Here is a 19,645-nt window from a genome sequence, read left to right on the forward strand (position 1 = left end):
TGAGAACCCTGAGAGGACCGGTCCTAACGATCTGTCGGGTCTTCCCTAAGGACCATGTCAGAGGCCTGCTTCCGAACAAGATGGCACGCCCGCGGGAACGCTGACGTAGTGATCGGGGACCCACCACAGCCGGTCCTCGTAGTAGATCTGGAACCACCCGGTGGAGTTCTCGCGCTTGGTGTCCAGCCGCTCGTGGATCATCCTGCCGTGCGCGGCGTGGCACACGACCTCGACGATGTCGCCGTCGTGCCGCGGTCCGTTGGATCCATTGAGGGCGAAGGGCGTCGGGAACACCAGGACGCCGATCGAGCCGCCGCGCCCGTTGTTCGCATCCTGATTCCAGGTGCGCACGATCTTGCCCAGGACGGTCCTCGGCGGCGAGGCCGTCACCAGCACGGCGGTCGGCTGACGGGTCGTGTGCGGAGCGGTTGCGGCCGCGGCCGGCGGCCGGGAAGGCGATGACCCGCCGATCAGGGCGAAGGCGCTGACGGCCACGACCACGGCCCCGGAGCCCACGATCGACGCCAGCACCGGCAGCGAGCGGTGCCGCCGCGCCGGCATGGGCCGTACCGCGGCCTGCGACGCGAAGCCGGAATCCGCCCGGGGGTCCAGGTCCAGGTCCACCTCCACGACCGACGCCACCACCGCGGACCCGACCGAGACCGGTTGAAGCACGGCCGACAACTCGCCCCGCGCCCTGGCCTGCCATTCCTCCTGCGCGGCCTGCCATTGCGGCTGAACCGGAGCCGGATCGACGTCCAAGGCGTACAGCAGACCCTCGTAGTACGACCACGCCGGCAGGCTCTGATCCTTCGCGGCGGGATCGGGCGTGAGAATGCGAGACAGCGTCGCCTTCGCCAATGTCCCCCGACCCGCGCGCGCATTCCGACTGTCCAGAAGGGTGAAGGACGGCGAGCCAGCACTCTGGTGCGCCGCCCTGATCATCAATGTCAACGCCCGGGTCAGGGGGGGCACAGCATCATCGAGATCTTTCAAAGCGCGCGCGGCCATGTCACCCGTCCCGTATCAACAGTGCGCGTCGGCCCCCCGGCCGCCAGTCACACTAAGGCTCCGGACGTTTGCGTAGCGCCATGTTGGCGGAACAGTTTACGAACTCTTTGGATGGCACAGATGTGTCAACCAGCCGCGCGCGCCGGCGGCTACCAGTCCTGCGACGGAGCCGCGACGGTCGGCACGTGGCCGCGGTAGAACCCGGAGCCCCAGCCGTAGTGGGAGGCGGCCCACGGCGAGCTCCAGATCGCCTTCTCGGTCACCGCCGGCGAGGCGGACGCCCGCAGGTCGGCGGTGATGTGGCCGTAGTCGCCGGGGCCGCCGTTCAGGTTCGCGGCCACATAGTGCGCGGCCACGACCAGGTTCGGATACGCGCCGAGGCCAGCACCTCCGCCGGAGCCCAGGCCGTTGTTCAGCGGGTTGTCGCGGTCCCACCAGTGCGACGGCGGCTCTTCGCTGGCCATCCACTGCACCATCGTGGTGATGTTGTTCGTGCTCTGCGGCCAGCCGCCGTCGGCCAGGACCAGGCGCGCGAAGTCGTAGTTGGTCGAGCGGCCGTGAGTCGGCGGGGGCGGAGTGCTGCCGCCGTCCAGGGACGCCTTGGTCGCGGGGCCGACGATGCCGTCCACCGCCAGGCCGTGACTCGACTGGTAGCTCTTGACCGCCGCCAGCGTGGCAGGACCGAAGTCGCCGTCCACGGCGAGGTGTGCGCCGTGCTTGTTCAGCAGTTCCTGCAGTTCGGTGACGCAGCCCGAGTGCTGACCGTAGGAGATGTCGGCCGGGCAGGCCGAGGATGTGAGGCTGATGGGCGCCGGAGCGCTCGCGGCATTCGCGGCGTTCGCGGCGTTCGCGGTGCCGGCGGCGAGGCCGACTCCCACGACCGCCGCGACCGTGGCGGCGACGGCGAGTCTGATGCGGGGTATGCGGTTGCCCGGGTGCATGTCAGGACCTTTCGTTAGTGGAAGACAGGGAGCTGATGGGCCCACATCAGAAGCGGTAGTAACCGATGAGGTGGCCGCCGGCGGAGACCGGGTCGGTCTCGATGTAGCGGCCGGTCTCCAGGGCGTCGATCATCTTGCCGCCGCCGATGTAGATGCCGACGTGGTCCGGGTTGCTCGCGCCGCTGCCGAAGAAGACCAGGTCGCCGGGCACGGGGCTGGACACGGCGTGGGTCTCGCGGATCTGGCCGTAGGTGGCGTCGGAGCCGAGGACGTCGCGGCCGTAGGCCAGGGAGTACACCCAGCGCACGAAGCCCGAGCAGTCCACCGAGATCTGGCCGTTGTGGCCGAGGGTGTGGTTGGCGGTCGCGGTCCAGCAGGCCGGGTCGCCGCCGGCGGCGCCGCAGTCCGCCGGGCTCGGGCCCGGGGTCGAGGTGTGGCCTCCGGCCCAGCCGTAGGGCACGCGGCCGCCGGCCCAGCCCTTCTCGGCCTTGCCGGCCTCGATGGCCTGCGCGAAGGAGACGATCTTCGCCTGGCCGCCACCGGTCGGCGGGGGCGGAGTGCTGCCGCCGCCGTCGAGGGAGGCCTTGGTCTGGGGACCGACGATGCCGTCCACCGACAGACCGTGACTCGACTGGTAGTTCTTCACCGCGGCCAGCGTGGCCGGACCGAAGTCACCGTCGACGGCCAGGCCGGCGCCGTGCTTGTTCAACAGCTGCTGGAGCTCGGTGACGCAGCCGGAGTGCTGGCCATAGGAGATGTCGGCCGGGCAGGCCGACGACGTGAGCTTGATGGGGGCGGGCACGCTCGCGGCGTTCGCGGTGCCGGCGGCGAGGGCGACCCCCGCGACCGCCACGGCCGACACGGCGGCGATCTCGATGCGGGTTATCCGGTGACGCAGATTCACAGCATGGCCCTTCGTGTGGGGACGATGGTTCCGGCGAACCGGCGGGCCACATCCTCACGGGGAGCCAGATCCCGGCACAACGCTTCGGCCTGGCCGAACGGCGACTCGGAACGTTCCCTTGTTCCGACCTCGCACAACAGTGCGCGGCACACCGCACACCGCACGTCGCGTACTGCGCACCGCGCACCGGAGAGCCCCGGATCGGTAAGCCGATCCGGGGCCCTAAGCGATCTCGAGCTCTCGTTGATGCCAGAGGACTGTTTTGACGTCAGAGGGCTACTTGGTGTTCAGCGCCGTGTCGTCTAGCACGAAGCTCGTGGTTCCCCCCTTCGTGTCCGTCTCCTTGCCGGTGAAGCGCAGGGTCACGGTCTGGCCGGCGTAGGCCGAGACGTCGCTGGTGTGCTGGGTGTAGCCGCTGACCTTGTCCAGGTTGCTGAAGGTGGCCAGCGTCGTCAGCACGCTGCCGGAGGAGCCGATCAGCTGGACGGTGAACGTGTCCGGCGTGGCGGTCGTCGTGCTCTCCGTCGTGTCGACGTGCAGCCAGTACGACAGGGTGGCGGTGCAGCCGGCGGGGATGGTCACCGACTGCGAGACGGTGTCCGTGTCGGCGCTGCCGTTGCCGTTGAGCCAGGCCTCCCAGGAACCGCCGTGCGGGGGTTCGCCGCTCGTGCTGTTGGTGATCGGGTTGAAGCCCAGGGTGGAGGTGCCGGTCCAGCCGGTGCTCGCGCCGCTCTCGAAGCCGGGATTGACCAGGAGTTGGGCCGCGGTGCAGCCGCCACCGCCGGAGGCCGGGTTCACCGTCAGCGTGTAGGTGGCGGTGTGGGTGCCCGACGCGGCGGTGCCGGTGACGGTGATGGTGTAGGTCCCGGCGGCGGTGGTGGAGTTCGTCGCGACACTCAGCGTAGAGGTGCCGCCGGAGGTGACCGACGCCGGCGTGAAGGCGACCGTGGAGCCGGCCGGACCGCCGGAGGCGCTCAGGGCGACGGACTCGGCGCTGCCCGCGGTGACCGCCGTGGAGATGGTGGCGGTCGCGGTGCCGCCGGCGGTGACGGAGGCCGTCGCCGGGCTCGCCGCCACCGAGAAGTCGTTCGCCGTCGTCGAGGCCGGGATGAACGTCCAGGTCTTCGTGGTGCTGGAGCTGCTGCCCGCCTTCACCTTGCCCGACGAGTCGTTGATGTACTTCTTGCCGGACTGGATGTCGGTGAACGTCAGGTCGGTGTTGTACGACCACTGCTGGCTCGGTCCCGCCGTGCATTTCTGCATCGAGATCTGCGACGTCGAGTAGTCCGCGCACAGATTGTTGATCTGCAGGAAGGTGCCGTCGAAGGTGAAGCGCTGGCCGGCCGCCGAGCTGTCACAGGCGGCCGTCACCAACAGGGCTCCGGCGCTCGAGCTGTCGTTGGGGTCGGCCATGCACTTGCCGGTCGAGACGTTCTTGTACTGCCCGACGGTGATCGTCGGCTTCGCGCCGCCGTAGCACGCGCCGGTGCTGGTGTTGAAGATCGGCTCGGAGGTCACCGTCTCGTTCGACGGCGGGTTGACGATCACCGGCTCCATCGACGGCGTGCCGTCGGTGTTGTAGTTGGTCAGCGCGTCCTCGCACTCGATGGCCGAGAAGGCGCTGCCGCCCTGGCCGCCGAGCCACAGGTCCAGGTGCCGCAGGTTGGGACCGCCGTTGGGGCCGTGGCCGGTCCAGTCCGCGCTGCACTCCTCGCAGCTGTCCTCCATGATGAAGTACTTGCCGACGCGCGGGACGTAGACGATCGTCCCGGGCGGCTGCTCGCCGGAGTCGGTGGCGAAGGTGATCGGGTCGGAGTAGGTGCCGGTGCCGCCGGCGGTCTGGTGGATCTGCGGGTAGGAGATGTTGCCGCCGGGCGGGGTGTTGTCCCACCAGCCGTAGAACGTGAGGAAGGTCTGCTCGGTGGTGGCCGACGCCGCCGCCTGGGCCGGGGCGGCGACCAGGCCGAGGGCCGCGCCGATGCCCAGGCACAGGGCCGCGAGCGCCGTGATCAGGCGTCGCGAGGACATCTTCATTGCTGGTTCCCCTTTCATCTGGTGCGGCAGCTTTTCGTTAGTAACCTTTCCTAACTTGATTCGGGAGCGTAAGCGGCACCGGCAGGGGCGTCAAGAGGCGCCGGAGAGCGGGGCGTATCAGACCTCGAAGGGAGTCCCGAGATCGCGTCGCACCGCTTCCCACGCGGCGTCGGACAGCAGCGAATGAACGGGCTCCAGCAGCCGGTACATCGCCGGGCCGTAGCGAGTGGCCAGATCCGCGTTGTGCTGGAACACGTCCAGCTCGTTCGCCGTGGTGATCTCCAGGAAGGCGCGCAGATCCGTGGCGGGCGGCTGGAAGTCGGCCTCTGTGAACCGGTCGCGGAAGACCGGATACTCATCGCCGCGAAGACGCGGATAGGTGGCTGCCCGGTCGCAACTGGCGTACAGGTAGACCAACGCCTCGGTCCGCTCGCCGACCAGCTCGACCAGGACTGCGCGGTCGGCCAGATCCAGCAATGACGGGGCGAAGCCGTCGGTGCCGTACGTCGCATGGCAGAGGCCTGCGATCTGGACCCCGGGCTGGGCACCCCATTCCGCGAGCCGGCGGCTGACGCGGATCAGGTGCTCCAGCAACGTGCCGCCGGGGTGCTCCATCGCCGCGGCACCGCGGTCCCGCAGAAACTCCTCGATCTCGGAACGGTTCTCGGAACGGTTCTCGGATGCGGGTTCGTTCAGAATCTCGCTCACCCCACGCGTTCTACCCGTGAGGTACAGGCGGACGCAACGCTGGAGGACGCGCGTTAAGCCGTCGCCGGCAGTATCACGCCGGTCGGCGGGGCAACCGTTCCGGCACGAATCCTGATTCGCGCCCGCCCACCCGCACTACACCGCGGGCGCGTCCAGCGCGATGTGGATCCGGCGCCGCCGCTCCTCGGCGATGCGGACGTCGGGGTGGTCGCGGGACAGCACCCGCTGGTACGCGGCGATGGTGCGGCGCCAACGGGTGTTGTTGATCGTGAGCCGGGTCGTGTCGTCGCCGGCCAGGGCGTCGAAGGTGGTGACCCGGTTCGAGGAGACGGCCAGGGTGGTCGGGTGGGTCTCGCCGAGGGCCTGGACGAACTTCGGCTCCAGCTTCTTCTCCACGTCCTCCGCCTTGGCGAACTCCCCGCGCTCCCACAGGGCGGTGGCGAGGTTGGCCTGGACGACGAGCTGATGCAGGTGGTCGGTCGGCAGTGCGGCGAACACCTGAGCCGCCTCGTTCAACAGGGTCTCGGCTTCGAACGAGTCGTGCTGCACCAGGTGCACCAGGGCGAGGTTGTTCCGGCAGATGGCGGTGAAGGGGTGGTCCGTCCCGCAGACGTCCATCGCGAGCGTCAACGCCTGACGGCCCAGCTCGGCGGCTTCCATCCGCCGGTCGGAGCGGACCAGGCAGCTGGCCAGCTCGGTCATCGCCAGCACCGTTTCCGGGTGCCGCTCGCCGATCAGCTGCTGCAGGTCGCTCACCGTCGTCTGGGCGATCCTGCGGGCCTCCTCGTACTGCCCGTTCTTGCGCAGACAGCTGGCCAGCGTGCCCTTCGCCCTCAATGTCGCCGAGTCGTTCGGCCCGAACACCCGCTCGCAGCGGTACGTGTTGTGTTCCTGCAACTCCACCGCACTGCGGTACTGGCCCAGATCCCGGTGCGCGCGGGCGATGCGGGTCCGGCTGTTGAACGCCGACCGGTCGCTGTCACCCCGGAGCCGCACCTGGTCGCGGATCAGTTCCTCGTCGTTCTTCAGGGCGTTCGCCGGTTCGCCGATCAGGAGGTAGGACACTGACACGTTGCCGCGGGCCATGAGGGCGAGCCGGTCCTGCGGGCCGAACTCGTCGACCGCGCGGTCCCGGGTCTGGGCGTCGACCGCCCGGGCGTCCGCGAACCGGCCCAGGCGGCGCAGGTCGCCGCCCCGGTTCAGGCCGATCCGGATGGCGATCGCCGGGCGCACGTCGGGCACCTCGGCGACGTCGCGGGCCAGCCCTTCGTCGAGCTCGAGCGCCTCGGCGGCCCGGCCCATGTTGCGCAGCGCGTTCGCCCGCTCAAGCGTCGCCTCACGGACGTCGGTGTGGTGCGGGCCCAGCGCCGGCCGCCAGGACGCGATGGCGCGGGCGGCGGCCGCCTCGCACTGCCTCGACTCGCTCCAGATCATCAGAGCCCTGATGACGTGCAGCATCATCTGCCGGCAGGAGATGTCCGCCGCGCACAGCTCGCACTCCCACCCCGAGGAGGACTCCAGGTTGCGCCAGATCTCCAGCATCACCAGCCACTGCGCCGAGGTCCGGGTGGCACCGATGTCGCGGGCCCGCAGCATCAGGTGGACCGCGTGCCGGTAGTGCCTCGCCCGGTCGGCGGGGATGTCGGCGACGATGACCCGCTGGGGGACCCGGTGCATGGCGATGACCGACTCCTCGCCCTGCAGGGCGATGGTCGCCAGCGAGTGCTTGCGGATCTCGTCGAGCATCCTCAACAGCGCCGAGGAGTCTCCGAAGCCGCTGGAGACCTGGGCCAGGTCGGCCAGCTCCGGAAGGCCGCTGTCCGGACTCAGCGAGCCGAACAGCGAGATCGGGATCGGGGCGCTGGCCATGAAGGACAACAGCCGCAACAGCTCCCCGGCGGCGGGCACCTCGCGGCTCACGCTGTCCAGGGCCGTCAGATAGGTCTGCGCGACGGTCTTCTCGTGCCGGCCGAGCTTGACCTCGTACTGGTCGACGCCGCGTTCGGAGGCCGACTGCAGGAAGGCCCGCACGGACTGCGCCGTCCCGCGCACCTGCGCGGCGGCCAGGTCCATGGCGATCGGCAGGCCGTCGCAGTAGCCGACCAGGGCGTGCAGATCGTCCTCGGCGGTCTCCGGAAGCCGGGAGCGCAGATAGCGGAAGCTCTCCTCCGGGGACATCGGCGAGATCTGCAGTTCGGAGGCGACGTCGATCCAGTTCTCGTCCGTCGAGGTGATGATGACGTGGCCGAGCTGGCCGGGGAAGGTGGGCAGCAGGTCCTTCACCGCGACGGCGGAGCGGGCGTCGTCGACCACGACCAGCCAGCGCCGCGACCGCGCGTCGTCCCGGAGCGCGCGCAGGGCGCCGTCGATGCCGGCCTGCAGGTCGTCCGCGCCGGGGGTGCCGAGCTCCGCACCGACGTTGACCACGTCCTGCCGGGCGATGGCGGTACGGGTCGCGCGCACGAACCACACCGCGTCGTACTCGCTCTGGTAGCGGTACATGTACTCGACCGCGATCTGCGACTTGCCGACCCCGCCGAGCCCGGTGATCGCCACCCGGGCCTGGCCGCGCGGCGCGTCCCACAGCCGGCTGTGCAGGACCTTGAGTTCCTTGTCCCGGCCCACGAAGGAGAAGTTCCGGCTCGGGGTCCACGGACACCAGATGGCCGGATCGCTGGCCGGGAACCGGGTCCTGACCTTCCCGTCGCGGGTGCGCACCGGGACCCTGCCCACCGGCGGCTCGCCGGAGACCGCCTGGATCAGGCGCTCGCGGGCCGCCTGCTCGCCGACGTCCGAGATGTCGATGATCTGCTGGCGGACCTCCAGCGGCAGCTCGGCGGGCAGCTGTGCGCGGTCCACGACCACCGGGAACAGCCGGTCGAGCAGGTCGGCGCTGTCCCGCAGGGCCGTCCGCCACTGCCGGGGCGAGTAGTCGGCGGCGGCCAGGAACGCCTCGCTGAGCACCACCACGCAGCAGCTCACACCGCCGCCGAGGACGTCCCCTATGGTCCGGCCGAGGTCCTCGCCGTCGGCCGACCAGGACAGCCGGTGGGTCTGGAACCCGTGGTCGGCGAGCGCCTCGTCGATCCACGACACCCAGGTCTCGTCGGCATCGCAGTGGACGACGAGGGCGTCACGGACGCCGGGGATCGCGCTGTGCAGCACCACTACTACCCCTCATGGGACCTGAATACGAACCCTACGATGCCAGCCTATACTCGTACTCTGCCTTTCCGGCGAAGATGCAGAATCGGGCCGACGCGGTGTTGTTGCGGCCCTTGCCCGCGGGCGCCCCTCACGAGCGCCGGCCCGACAGATCACTGGCGATCGTGTCTTTGATATGGCTGATGACAGCCATTAGGTCATGACAATAAGCCGACGGGTTGGCGAAGCCGTGACCGGGGCGAAAGCGGTGGGGATAGGTGCCGCCGCCACAAACTCCGACAATCGGGCACTCGCGGCACTCACGGCACAGCGCGTCGATTCCGCTTCGTCGATCGATTAATGCCGGTGCCGCCATATAGTCGTCGAAACTGTGGCCGGCGAGCGTCAGCCCGGTCGCGGGCGCCCCGGGATAGGCGATCTTCAGGATGTCGTCGGCCTCCAGGGACCCGTCGGTCTCCACGGTGACGTGCTGGACCGGCCCCGCGCCGATCGCCGTGGTGCCGGTGCGGGCACCCAGCAGGACCGCGATGATCTCGTCGAACATCCGGATGCCGGTACCGCTGCCCGAGCGGTACCACCGGTCGAAGACCTGGGTGAGCCAGGCGGCGTAGCGGGCGCCGGGCGGGGGCGGATCGGCCCAGGTCCGATGCGGCAGCAGCAGGTCCACCAGGGGCGGATCCCACTCGGTGAGCGCCTCGTAGACGGCCAGCGGATCGGACTCCAGGTCCACCACGCCGAGGATGCCAACGAACAAGTGGCGGAAGCGGTCCGAGGCGACCGCCCGCAGTCCGGCCGAGACCGCTTCGTGGCTGCCGCGGCCGTCCCGGAAGCGGCGCCGGCGGTCGTTGTCCGAGGCGGTCCCGTCGATGCTGACGGCCACCAGGATGTCCAGCGCCTCCAGTCCTTCGAGCATCTGCTCGGTCAGCAGCAGCCCGTTCGTCTGCACGATGAGGCGGACGGCGGTGTCCCCGACGGCCCCGCGGATCGCCTCGGCGACCCGGCGAAGCGTCGGCAGACCGGCCAGGAGCGGCTCGCCGCCGTGCAGCACCACCTCGATCCACGGCGGACGGTGGGCTTCGACGTGTTCGGCGATCCTCGAGGCGGCGAGGTCGATCGTGGCCGGGCTCATCGTGGCCGGCTTGTCCCGCCAGCTCTGGTCGGGGCCCTCGTAGATGTAGCAGTAGGTGCAGGCGAGATTGCAGCGGGAGTGCAGCTTGAGAACGAACTGGCGCAGCCCCGTCGCCGTCCAGGCCGGTCGCGCGGGCCCGGGCGGGAGCCCGCCGGCGTCGAGGCTCAAGGCACCAGGTCCGGCGGCGGAGGCAGCAGGCAGGAACTCCAGCCGACGACCCACTCGGTCTGCTGCACGTGCTCGGCCAGCAACCGCCGCATCGCCCGGGCCAGCGGCGACGGGTACTCGCCCGGTTCCGGTCGCGCCTCGGCTTCGGGTCGCGCCTCGGCTTCGGATCCCGCCTCGGCTTCGGGTCCCGACGCGGCTTCGGGTCCCGACGCGGCTTCCCGTCCCGCCCCCTGGAGCGGCCCCGGTTCGATCCATGCCAGGTCATGGCTGGTGAGCGCACCGGATATGACGATGCCCGCGGCCGACCCGCCTGTTCCGAGAGCCGCGGCAGTTGTGCGTTCCAATCGGGATCCCCTCCCTGTGGCGGCCCCCCGACCGGCCGGCCGCAGAGGTCGCGGCTCGTCCGTGAGCGCCTGCTTGTGCAATCCCGCGTAACCAGGTACCCGTCGCAGCGGCAATTAATTCAGGGCTCTGACCAACTCTCGACAGGTGGGCTGCCTCAGCCGGCCGGCGCCTGCTCCCGCGGCCGGCCCCACAGCGGTCCCAGCCGATCCTGCGCCTCGTCGAACGCGTCCTTTAGGGCGCGCGCCTTCTCGGCGCGCCCCGAACTGCGGTGGAACCCGATCCGGGCCTCGATCGCCGACCGGGTGAGGACGGCCTGCGCCTCGGACAGAGCGCCGAGATCGGGCATGAGCGCGAGCCACACCGCGTCGGCGGCCTCGATGTCGTCCTCGGCGCGCGTCGACCGGCTCATCACGTCCAGGCCGCGGGCCAGGATCGCGGTCGCGGCCACCCGGACGTCCTCGGCGGGACCGTGCCGGCGCAGTTCGCTCATCAGGTCGGTGGCCTCGTAGGCGGACAGGGAGGCCCCGGTGAGCCGGTGATGCTCCAGCAGGGTGTCGGCCAGGAGCACCGACTGCTGCTGGGAGGCGTTCTCGGCTTCGGCGAGCCGGCGGCGCACCCGGATGGCGTCGTCGAGGTCGTCCGGCGACTCGGTGCTCTGATACCGCGCCAGCAGGACGTCGGCGAGCCGCTCCAGACCTTCCTGGCGGTGCGGATCGTCGTCCGGCACCCGGTCGACGTACTCGCGCAGGACGATGACCGCCTCTTCGGTGTCGAGCGCGGAGCCCTCGCTGCGGCCGCGATGCTCCAGCAGCTCGGCCAGAGCCGCGGTCAGGGGCCAGTCCCGGCTGGCGGCCTCGCTCACCGCCAGCCTCGCCGCCTCGATGGCCTCGTCGATTTCCGCACTCCGTCCAGTGTCTCGGGCCGTTCGGGCCAGAGCCAGGGCGCGCGTTATCCGTTGTGCTTCCGAAGCGCCACCCACCGTGTCGGCCACCGTATCGGCGACGCCGGGATGGTCGAGCGCACGGCGGACCGTGTCGGGCAGAATCCGCGCGAACGGGCTACCGAACCGCCCCTCGCGGCCGGCGGGCACCGCGGGCGTGCCCATGATCGCGATGAAGCCGCGGGAGTCGGGCCGGAATCCGAGCTCCGCGTCCAGATAGCCGGACAGCGCGGCGCGCACCTTCTCGGCCTGGCGGTCGTCCATCTCCCGGCGCAGTTCCTCCCCGACGCCGGGCAGCCACCGGAAGGCCGGCGGCCCTCCGCCCTCCGGGACGGTGGGATCGCGCTGCATCAGGCCGCCGGTGATCACCTCGGCCAGGTGGGCCCGGCTCCGGTCCGGGAAGCACGTGGCGAGCACCATTTGCATGATGGGCAGACTGAGCGGCACGACGGACAGCGCGGCGGCGAGCTCCCGGGCCCCCTGGCTGGCGGCGGCGCGGAAGCGGCGGACGACCGGCACCGCGGTGAGTTCGCCGGCCGGCCGTCCGGACTCCTGGACACCGCCGGCCGTCGAGGACTGGGCATACCCCGCGGCCGGCCGGGCTCCGAGCACCGCGAAGCGGGCGGTGGCCAGCCGGCCGGAGGCCAGCGCGGCCCACGTCGCGAGCCAGGTCTCGTGCGCCTCGATGATGGGGACGGCCGGCACCGCGTCCTCGGACGCGACGCGGGTCAGGTGCAGGGCTTCGGGGCCGCGCGCGGCGCCGGTCACGGTGGTGAGCCTCGGACGCAGCCCGGTCCGCCGCCATAGGCGGTTCGGCAGAGGCTGGACGAGCGCGACGGGGCCGCGGGCGGCCAGCCGGGCGACCGCGTCCAGGACCGCGCCCTCGTACCAGAGCTTTGCGACGCCGTCCGACAGGATGAGGACCGCGCCGTCTCCGGACCCGTCGGCCAGCCGCGCCAGCGGGCCTTCATACCCGACCTCGACCCCGCCGCGGCGTTCGGACACCACAGCGGTCTCAGCGCGAAGCCGCAACGACCACGTCTCGACCCTGCGGAAGACCCGCGAGAGCGACAAGCCGCTGACGATGTCGTCCTCAAGGCCTTCCCAGACCTGCATGGACACCGACGTGTCGACGACGACCTTCGCGACGCCGCGGCGCGGGCGCTGCCGCTTGTAGACCGGCCAGATCAGCCCGGTCTCCGCGGCGAATCGCGCGGTCTCCTCCTCGTCCACGACGGCGCCGGCGTCGGCGGCGTCCGCGGGGCGGCGCACCGGCAGCGGCCGCATGCGCCGCAGCGACCGGGCGAACCGGACAGCTTCGGAACCGCTCGGCGAGGGGACGCGGATCAGGGCCGATCCCATGAGCCGGGGCGGAGAGGGCGCGCGACCCTGCTGGTCCGGTTCGGAACCGGCGACGTCGGTCGGCACACTTGATCGGGGGGACGGCTGGCGTCCGGCGGACGTCCTCGGGATCGACACAGGGATGCGGTGCGGGGGCGACACCTCCGGCCCGGGGTCCTGCTGCCGTTCGGAGGAGCCGGCCGCCGCACCCGCGGAACGGTCGATCCACTCCGCCAGCCAGAGCGCCTCGGCGATCTCCTCCGCTGACAGGTCTGCCGGCGCGATCGCCTCGATGAACTCCGCGAGCGCCGCCCGGTCGTCGTCTGGCACGGCCCGGATCACCCCACCTGGTCGAGCGGGGCCATGATCCGGTCGGCCAGCTCGGTGCGGTCCGTACCGCCGAGCTTGGCCGCGATCGCGAGATAGACGGCGCCGAGCAACTGGTCGGTCGCGACCGTTCCGGCGCGGCGCTTCACGAGGAAGTCGTCGATGAGCGTCCCTCCCGCCCGGACTCCTTCTTCGCCCAGATGCGCCTCGACGATGCTCACCAGACGGTCGCGGTCCGGGTCGGCGAGTTTGAGCCGCACGCAGCGCCTCAGGAACGCGGCGGAGAAGTCCCTCTCCCCGTTGTCGGTGAGCACGACGATGGGGAACGCGTTGCACCGGATCCGGCCCTCGTGCACCGCGACCGGGGCCGTCTGCCCGGTGACGCCGACCTCGACCGAGCCGACGCCGCGCTGCCTGACCACTTCCTCGATCTCGAACTCGCCGTTCTCGAAGACGTGCAGCAGGTCGTTCGGAAGATCGAGGTCGCTTTTGTCCAGTTCGTCGATCAAGAGGACGCGCGGATATTCCTGAGGGAGCAAGGCCGTTCCAAGAGGGCCGAGACGTATATAGTCCCCAAGATCGGGAGCGGTATCAGAGCCCATAATCCGGCGCAGATTCGTCTCTTCCAGGCGACCCAGCGCGTCATAGCCGTAGAGGCCCTCTTTGACGCCGGTCCGGCTGGTGATCGACCAGTGCAGAACCGGACCCAAAGAAAGCTCGCGGGCGATCGCATAGGCGAGCGAGGACTTGCCGCTACCGGGCTTTCCCGTAACAAGCAATGGGCGGCGCCACAGGATGGCCGCATTAATCAGGTCGAGATCGCCTTCGGACAATAGGAGACGTTGCTCGGCCTCTGAACGTCCCAGCCGGCCGACCGCCGCCCGGTCTTCCTCCAGGGAGAGCTCGACCAGCGGCGCGCCGCCGAAGGTCCGGCTGGCCATAGGCGGCGGCAACTGCTCGATGCGACGATGGGGGACCCCTTCACCTTTGAAGATCCACCAGTCCTTCATATTATGAGTCCTCTGGATAGCAGGGTTCTGTCAGCAGATTCTCTTCGTGGCCCAGTCCCGGGTTGTCCCAGAACAGGACCACGGCGTCTAATTCCTCGGCCCCGGCCTGGCTGCGCTTGGCGAACAGCCGGTGGGGCACGTCTTCCAGAACGACGTCACGCAGCGCTTCCTCGGCTATTCCCTGGAAGTACGGCCCGGCGCACAGCTGCGCCGCGGACTGCGGATCGGCATGGTCCACCCCGCAGTCGGACGCCGACCAGACCAGCAGCGGCACGCCGCCGTCGACCGCCTCGTCGAGCAGGCGCCGGGATCGCCGGTGCCGGCTGGTGGGCGGGTTCACCAGGCCCAGCCCGGTGTGGTCGCCGGCCCGGACGATGTTCTCAGGATCCTCGCACATGACCCACTGCAGCGAGACAGTGCCCTTAGACGAGTGGTCCCAGATCTCCCGCAGCCTCATCCCCGGCGCGTCATCGTGATCCCGGTAGCGTTCGACGGCGCGGACCGCGACCGGGAGCATGTGACCGATCTGCTTGGAGCCGAACGCCTCCCATCGGTGCACGGGTTCGGCCACGAGGTCCATCGGGAGGACGAGGTCGATCAGGCAGGCGCTGTCCAGACCGGCCGCGGCGCGCACCGCCGTGGGCAGGACGTCGCGCAGATACGCCAGAACACTCGCGCTGGCGATGGTCTCCTCCGGGGACTGCTCGGCCCCGACCCCGGTGCCGTGGTACATCCGGATGCTGACATGGAAGCCGCCGGCCGGATCGAACGCCGGATCGACGAGGACCCGCAGCGAGCTGCGGCCGGCCTCACTGGCCTCGGCGGCACGGCGCAGAGCCGAGGTCTGGGTGCGCAGGGCACGCAGGCGGGACGTCTGGTTGAGCTCCGCCGCGAGATCATCGGCCCATCTGCGGGCGTCGGCCAGCCATTTGAGGCTGGCCCGGCGCTCGAGCCGGGCGGTCAGACCGTCCATGAAGCGCAGGAGGCTGTGGACGTCGGTGGAGCTCCAGGTCATGGTGGCGGCCAGGCCGAGGGCGACGTCCCGCAGACTGGCGTCGGCCCGCAGATCGAGGCCGCTGTGGCTCTGGGTGATCTCGAAGAGCTCCGAGTCGGTGACGACATGGCGGATCGGCGCCAGCAGGCCGAGCAGCGCGGCTTCGCGCAGGGGCCGCTTGGCGGCGTCGGCACGCGCCGCGCCCCCGAAGCCGGCAGCCGGCTGGGGGCCGGTGAAGTAGGACTCGCACATGGCGGGCCAGTCCACGACCCGCGCGTGGAACCCGTCATGGGCCGCCAGGATGTCCTTCGCCCGGCGCGGATCCAGCCGCCGGGCCAGCACCCGCGGAAGGACCCCGATCAGCGGTACGGCGTAGCCGCCGGCCCCGTCGTTGTCGGCGCGGGCGGCCTTGACGATGCCGGTCACCCGGCCGGTCGCGAGGTCGATGACCATGCTGCCGGACCGGTATTTGGGAACGGTGTCCCCGGCGAGTTCGACGTACTTGAAGCTCGGCAGGCCCGGAGCCGCCGACGCCCCGCGGGTCCCGCCGGCGTCGTACAGCCGGCTGGCCAGCTCCGGCATCCCGCCGGGGCCGCGCTCGTCGTAGCCCAGGCTGAGGTAGCCGGCGCTGCTGAGGAAGGACGCGCTGGGCGCCAGATCCAGCCAGACCGGATACCGGTCGCCCTCGTGCCCCGGCGCGGCCGGCGCGACGCGGAGCAGCGCCAAGTCCGGCACCGGCCACGAACCCCGGCCGTCGTACTCCGGGTCGATCAGCTCGACCGCCTCGACCCGCAGGATCTCGGAGCCGTTCAGCACGGCGAGCTCGGGCTCGTCGCCGACGACGTGGGCGCAGGTCAGGACGAGGTCGGTGGTGACGAAGAAGCCCGAGCCGATCAGGCACAGGGCGGGGTCGGCACCGCGCTCGGCACCAGGGTCGACATGAGACTCGGTACCGGGCTCCGGAGGGTCCTCGGGCGCGAGGATCGCGACCGTCGACTTCTCCGCCTGGGCGATGAGGTCTGCGCCGCCGGGATTGGGCAGTTGGGCACGGGCCATCAAGGCACCTGGCGCGGGCCGGTTCCGGGGTCGGCGGCGGTTTCGGTTTTGGCTTCGGCGGCGGCTTCCGCTTCGGCTTCGGCGGCTTCGGCGGCTTCGGCTTCCGCTTCCGCGCCTTCTGCGGCTTCCTTGGCTTCCGCTTCGGCGGCTTCAGCATCGCCAGCGGCGCCGCCGGCGAGACCGTCCTGATGCTCCCAGGCCAGCTTCACCTTGATGGACGCCTTGGCATGCCCGGTCGCCACCATGCTGATGATCTTCCCGGTGGAACCGTCGATCTCCAGCCCGAACTCGACCTCGACCCGGTCCGGCCGCACGGCCGACAGACTCTTCCGCACACTGTGCGCGATACCGCCGACGGTCTCGGTGAAACCGACAAGCTTGCTGATCTGCCCGTCGTCACCCGACTCCGCCGAATCCCGCCGACTACTGCGACGGCCACCCACATCGGGCGCCGTGCCCTCGGGACCGCGCTCATCCGACCGTGGCTCCGGTACCTGCACCCGCACCCAGATGAGCTCCCCGGTCGGTAGTTCGACTCTCCGTGGCACTCCGTCGGCATCCATCGTCATTGGTTCCCCCCCAACGCCCGGCTAAAAGCCTTCCAAAACACCATAGTTGGCAGGGGCATCGTCAGGGAACTGATGCGAGGCCGCATCGTGGAGAGTGCCTAGGGCGATCTTCTGCGAGGGGCGGCGCGCACCACTTCTCAGCGCGCACGCACCACCCGCCCGCTCACACCGGTCAGCCCTGATAAGGCGCGATCATCTTCGAGAACTCATACGGCGTCTGCGTGATGTCCGTGCACTTCGACAGCGAGCCGGTACAGGCGTTGCCGTCGCGCGTGACGTCCCAGAACGCCAGCTCGCCCAGGTGCTGCTGTTGGGCGAAGGTGAGCAGTTGCTGCATGTCGGCGGGGTAGAAGACCTCGGAGGAGTCGTCGTTCTGGCCGATCATCGGGGTGACGCCGATCATGTTCCAGACCTGGGCCGCGGTGAGGGTCGGGTACAGGGGCGTCAGTTGGTTGAAGAGGGACTTCGCCGAGTCGATCGCGTAGGTGCCCATCTGGCCGCCGGGGTTGGGGGCCTCGATGTCGCCGAAGTCCATGGCCATGCCGTTCACCATGGTGATCTCGGCTCCGTACTTCACGGCCGACTGGACCGCGTAGAGGCCGTCGGAGGTGAGGCCGGAGGGGAGGATCGGGAGGGTCAGGGTGACGGTGAGGGGCTTGCCGGCTGCCGCCGCCGTCCTCTGCAGGGCGGCGATGGCCTGCGAACGGCGGTCGATGGACGCCGGGTCGGCGACCGCGGAGCCCTCGATGTCGAAGTCGATCTGGGTGAGGTTGTAGGCGGTGATCGCCGATTGGTAGGCGGCGGTCAGGGAGGGTACGTCGGTGCAGGACTGCGCCAGCTCGGTGCCCGCCTCGCCGCCGAAGGAGGGCTTCACGTCGCCGCCGATGCCGCGCAGGCCCGCTATGTCCGACTGCTCGAAGCCGGCGTTCATCGCGTAGGCGTTGAACCAGCTGGGGGTGCAGGTGGCGGTGCCGTTGACGATGAAGCCGAGGGAGAACTGACGCAGGCCCGTCGTCTCGGCGATCTGCGTCAGGTTCGGGGTGGGCCAGGCGCCGATGTCGACGAACGGGGCCGCGACCCCGGGCAGGTGCCCGCCGCCGGTGTTCGCCAGGGTGGTCGCGCTGACGGCCGCGCTCGGCGCCGACAGGTTCCCGGCCTCGTCGTAGGCGCGCACGGTGAACGAGTAGGACGTCGAGGGCGCGAGTCCCGTAACGGTCGCCGCGGTGCCCTGGGAGGTGGCGACGATCGTCGAGCCCGAATACACGTTGTAGCCGGCGACCGTGACGTTGTCGGTGGAGCCGGTCCAGGACAGGGACGCCGCGCTCGAGGTGGTGCTCAGCGCGGTCAGGCCGGTCGGCGCGGTCGGGGCCTGGACGTCCGCGCTGCCGTCACAGGGATCGGAGTTCAGCTGGCAGGTGGACGGGTCGGTGTACGTCCCCGAGTAGCTCGCGTCGAAACCGATCGTGATCGAGGCCCCGGCGGCGATCGTGGTGTCGTAGGACTGCGCGACGACGCTGTGCGTGGTGCCGCTCGCGGTGTCGGTGCCGCCCCACATGCTGGTGATCTTCTCGGTCGCCGGCAGGTTGAACTGGAGCGACCAGGTGTTCAGCGGGACGGCCATCGGGTTCGTGATCACGTACTGCCCCTGGAAGCCGCTGCCCCAGTCGGAGATCTTGGTGTAGGCCGCGGTGGGCAACGGAATCGAGGTGGCCGACGCGGCCGAAGCAGTCGGCGGGGGCAGCGCCAGACCGCCGGCCAGCAGAGCGCCGCCGGCAACGGCGCTGATCAGACTTCTTCGTATGGTCTTCAGCATGATCCGTCATCCGTCCAGACATTCTGGGAGTTGGCGCCGGGCACGTCGCCCTGGGTCCACCACTTGGCGGTCCAGGTGTGGCCGCCGTAACTGACGGTCGCGCCGCCGCTGTAGGCCGTCGCGGAGTTCCACGCCGCGGCGGTGCACCCGGCGGCAGAAGAGCTCGGAGGGGAGCTCGGCGGGGAACTTGGAGGCGAACTCGGCGGCGAACTGGACGGCGGCGGGGTCGGCCCGCTGAACGGGTTGGCGATGATGGTGACCGTGCGGTGCTGCACGCCCCAGCCGTTCGCCTGCGAACCGGGCAGCCAGACGTCGACCGTGTCGTTCTGGATCCAGGTCCCGATGTCGGCGGCGTAGCACGTGCCGTACCCGGGCACCGTGAAGTAGGTGCCCCACGGGATCACCCGCGGATCGACCGCGCACACGCCGAGCTGCGCGTTGTACCCCGAAGCCGTACCCCCGCCGTCGTTGTACGACGTCACCATCATGGTCATGGTGCTGCCGACCGGCGTCTGCCACGGCACCACCGCGCCGTCGGAGTCCAGCTGGTAGGGCGCCGACATCTGGCCCAGCGAGGAGTCGGCCCCGCTCTGGTCGGTCATCGCCTCGAAGGAGTAGTAAGCGTTCTGACACGGCGCGGTGTCGACCGCGGTGAGGGCCGGCTGGCCCCAGTCGGACACCCAGGCGACAGCCTGGCCGTTGCGCCACACCCGGTAGGCCTGGGCTCCGGGCACGCGGTTGAACGTGATGTCGACCTGGCCGCCGGTCAGGGTGCCGGTGACGCCGCCGGGAGCGGCAAGCCGCGCGGAGAAGTCGACGGGCTGTGCGGTCTGCGACGGCGGGACCCACGGGGTGTCCGACCGCGGCGGCGGCGTGACGTTGGCCCAGAACGGACAGGTCGGCAGCGAGGAGGTGCCGTCGGCGCGGGCCTGCTGCGCGGCCACCACCCCGACGGCGCCGAACGCCGTGAGGGTCAGCGCCACGGCGCCCAGCAGCGCGCGCAGACGGGGACCCCGCCAGCGGCTCGGGGCATGCTCGGGTATTCGTCGCCTGATGGGGAACAGGCTCATGGTGTGCTCCCAATGACGTCGGAACGGGGGTGGCTCCGGAGCCGCAGGGCACATAATTGGACTAGACCACAGGCCTGTCAAGGGAATCAGGGCCCTACCGGCCTCACAAGGGTCGGGCAA

At 70.4% G+C, this 19,645-nt stretch carries 14 protein-coding genes; all 14 read right to left on the bottom strand.

The window, feature by feature from the left end; translation table 11 throughout:
* Nucleotides 1–57: 57 nt before the first annotated feature.
* Nucleotides 58–861: a hypothetical protein gene (locus ABH926_RS36400; RefSeq protein ID WP_370370499.1), complete on the bottom strand. Its 804-nt coding sequence runs from the start codon at nt 859–861 to the stop codon at nt 58–60.
* Between the two features lie 299 nt (nt 862–1,160).
* Nucleotides 1,161–1,952 (bottom strand): peptidoglycan-binding protein, encoded by a 792-nt coding sequence (locus ABH926_RS36405; protein ID WP_370370500.1) that lies wholly within the window; start codon nt 1,950–1,952, stop codon nt 1,161–1,163.
* Between the two features lie 46 nt (nt 1,953–1,998).
* Nucleotides 1,999–2,856: an NlpC/P60 family protein gene (locus ABH926_RS36410; protein WP_370370501.1), complete on the bottom strand. Its 858-nt coding sequence runs from the start codon at nt 2,854–2,856 to the stop codon at nt 1,999–2,001.
* Between the two features lie 276 nt (nt 2,857–3,132).
* The gene (locus ABH926_RS36415; protein WP_370370502.1) at nt 3,133–4,890 is read right to left on the bottom strand and encodes a ricin-type beta-trefoil lectin domain protein; all 1,758 of its coding nucleotides are present in this window, start codon (nt 4,888–4,890) and stop codon (nt 3,133–3,135) included.
* Nucleotides 4,891–5,007: 117 nt separating this feature from the next.
* Nucleotides 5,008–5,598, bottom strand: coding sequence for a DUF6817 domain-containing protein (locus ABH926_RS36420; protein ID WP_370370503.1), 591 nt, complete (start codon nt 5,596–5,598; stop codon nt 5,008–5,010).
* A 135-nt stretch (nt 5,599–5,733) separates the two neighbouring features.
* Nucleotides 5,734–8,766, bottom strand: a complete 3,033-nt coding sequence (gene fxsT, locus ABH926_RS36425; protein ID WP_370370504.1) for an FxSxx-COOH system tetratricopeptide repeat protein — start codon at nt 8,764–8,766, stop codon at nt 5,734–5,736.
* 127 nt (nt 8,767–8,893) lie between these two features.
* Complete coding sequence (locus ABH926_RS36430) at nt 8,894–10,060, bottom strand: FxsB family cyclophane-forming radical SAM/SPASM peptide maturase (protein WP_370370505.1); 1,167 nt, start codon at nt 10,058–10,060, stop codon at nt 8,894–8,896.
* The gene (locus ABH926_RS36435) at nt 10,057–10,404 is read right to left on the bottom strand and encodes a hypothetical protein (RefSeq protein WP_370370506.1); all 348 of its coding nucleotides are present in this window, start codon (nt 10,402–10,404) and stop codon (nt 10,057–10,059) included. Before ABH926_RS36435 ends, ABH926_RS36430 begins: the two co-directional genes overlap by 4 nt.
* A gap of 155 nt (nt 10,405–10,559) precedes the next feature.
* Nucleotides 10,560–13,016: an SAV_2336 N-terminal domain-related protein gene (locus ABH926_RS36440; RefSeq protein ID WP_370370507.1), complete on the bottom strand. Its 2,457-nt coding sequence runs from the start codon at nt 13,014–13,016 to the stop codon at nt 10,560–10,562.
* Nucleotides 13,017–13,024: 8 nt separating this feature from the next.
* Nucleotides 13,025–14,023 carry an AAA family ATPase gene (locus tag ABH926_RS36445; RefSeq protein ID WP_370370508.1) on the bottom strand — a complete coding sequence of 333 codons (999 nt, stop codon included), beginning with the start codon at nt 14,021–14,023 and terminating at the stop codon, nt 13,025–13,027.
* A 1-nt stretch (nt 14,024) separates the two neighbouring features.
* A complete protein-coding gene (locus tag ABH926_RS36450) occupies nt 14,025–16,073 on the bottom strand; it encodes a trypsin-like peptidase domain-containing protein (RefSeq protein ID WP_370370509.1) in 2,049 nt (682 codons plus the stop codon).
* Nucleotides 16,073–16,642, bottom strand: a complete 570-nt coding sequence (locus tag ABH926_RS36455) for a CU044_2847 family protein (protein WP_370370510.1) — start codon at nt 16,640–16,642, stop codon at nt 16,073–16,075. The genes ABH926_RS36450 and ABH926_RS36455 overlap by 1 nt, the downstream gene beginning before the upstream one ends.
* A 172-nt stretch (nt 16,643–16,814) precedes the next feature.
* On the bottom strand, nt 16,815–18,455 hold the full coding sequence (locus tag ABH926_RS36460) for a cellulose binding domain-containing protein (protein WP_370370511.1): 1,641 nt from the start codon (nt 18,453–18,455) through the stop codon (nt 16,815–16,817).
* Nucleotides 18,449–19,525, bottom strand: a complete 1,077-nt coding sequence (locus tag ABH926_RS36465) for a 3D domain-containing protein (RefSeq protein ID WP_370370512.1) — start codon at nt 19,523–19,525, stop codon at nt 18,449–18,451. The genes ABH926_RS36460 and ABH926_RS36465 overlap by 7 nt, the downstream gene beginning before the upstream one ends.
* Nucleotides 19,526–19,645: the final 120 nt, after the last annotated feature.

It is taken from the genome of Catenulispora sp. GP43 (genome assembly GCF_041260665.1).
In the GTDB taxonomy this organism is placed as follows: Bacteria; Actinomycetota; Actinomycetes; order Streptomycetales; family Catenulisporaceae; genus Catenulispora.

Excerpts from the sequence above, each read along its gene's own strand:
- ABH926_RS36405 (WP_370370500.1), bottom strand. The coding sequence starts at position 1,952 with ATGCACCCGGGCAACCGCATACCCCGCATCAGACTCGCCGTCGCCGCC.
- ABH926_RS36415 (WP_370370502.1), bottom strand. The coding sequence starts at position 4,890 with ATGAAGATGTCCTCGCGACGCCTGATCACGGCGCTCGCGGCCCTGTGC.
- ABH926_RS36445 (WP_370370508.1), bottom strand. The coding sequence starts at position 14,023 with ATGAAGGACTGGTGGATCTTCAAAGGTGAAGGGGTCCCCCATCGTCGC.
- ABH926_RS36450 (WP_370370509.1), bottom strand. The coding sequence starts at position 16,073 with ATGGCCCGTGCCCAACTGCCCAATCCCGGCGGCGCAGACCTCATCGCC.
- ABH926_RS36455 (WP_370370510.1), bottom strand. The coding sequence starts at position 16,642 with ATGACGATGGATGCCGACGGAGTGCCACGGAGAGTCGAACTACCGACC.
- ABH926_RS36460 (WP_370370511.1), bottom strand. The coding sequence starts at position 18,455 with ATGCTGAAGACCATACGAAGAAGTCTGATCAGCGCCGTTGCCGGCGGC.
- ABH926_RS36465 (WP_370370512.1), bottom strand. The coding sequence starts at position 19,525 with ATGAGCCTGTTCCCCATCAGGCGACGAATACCCGAGCATGCCCCGAGC.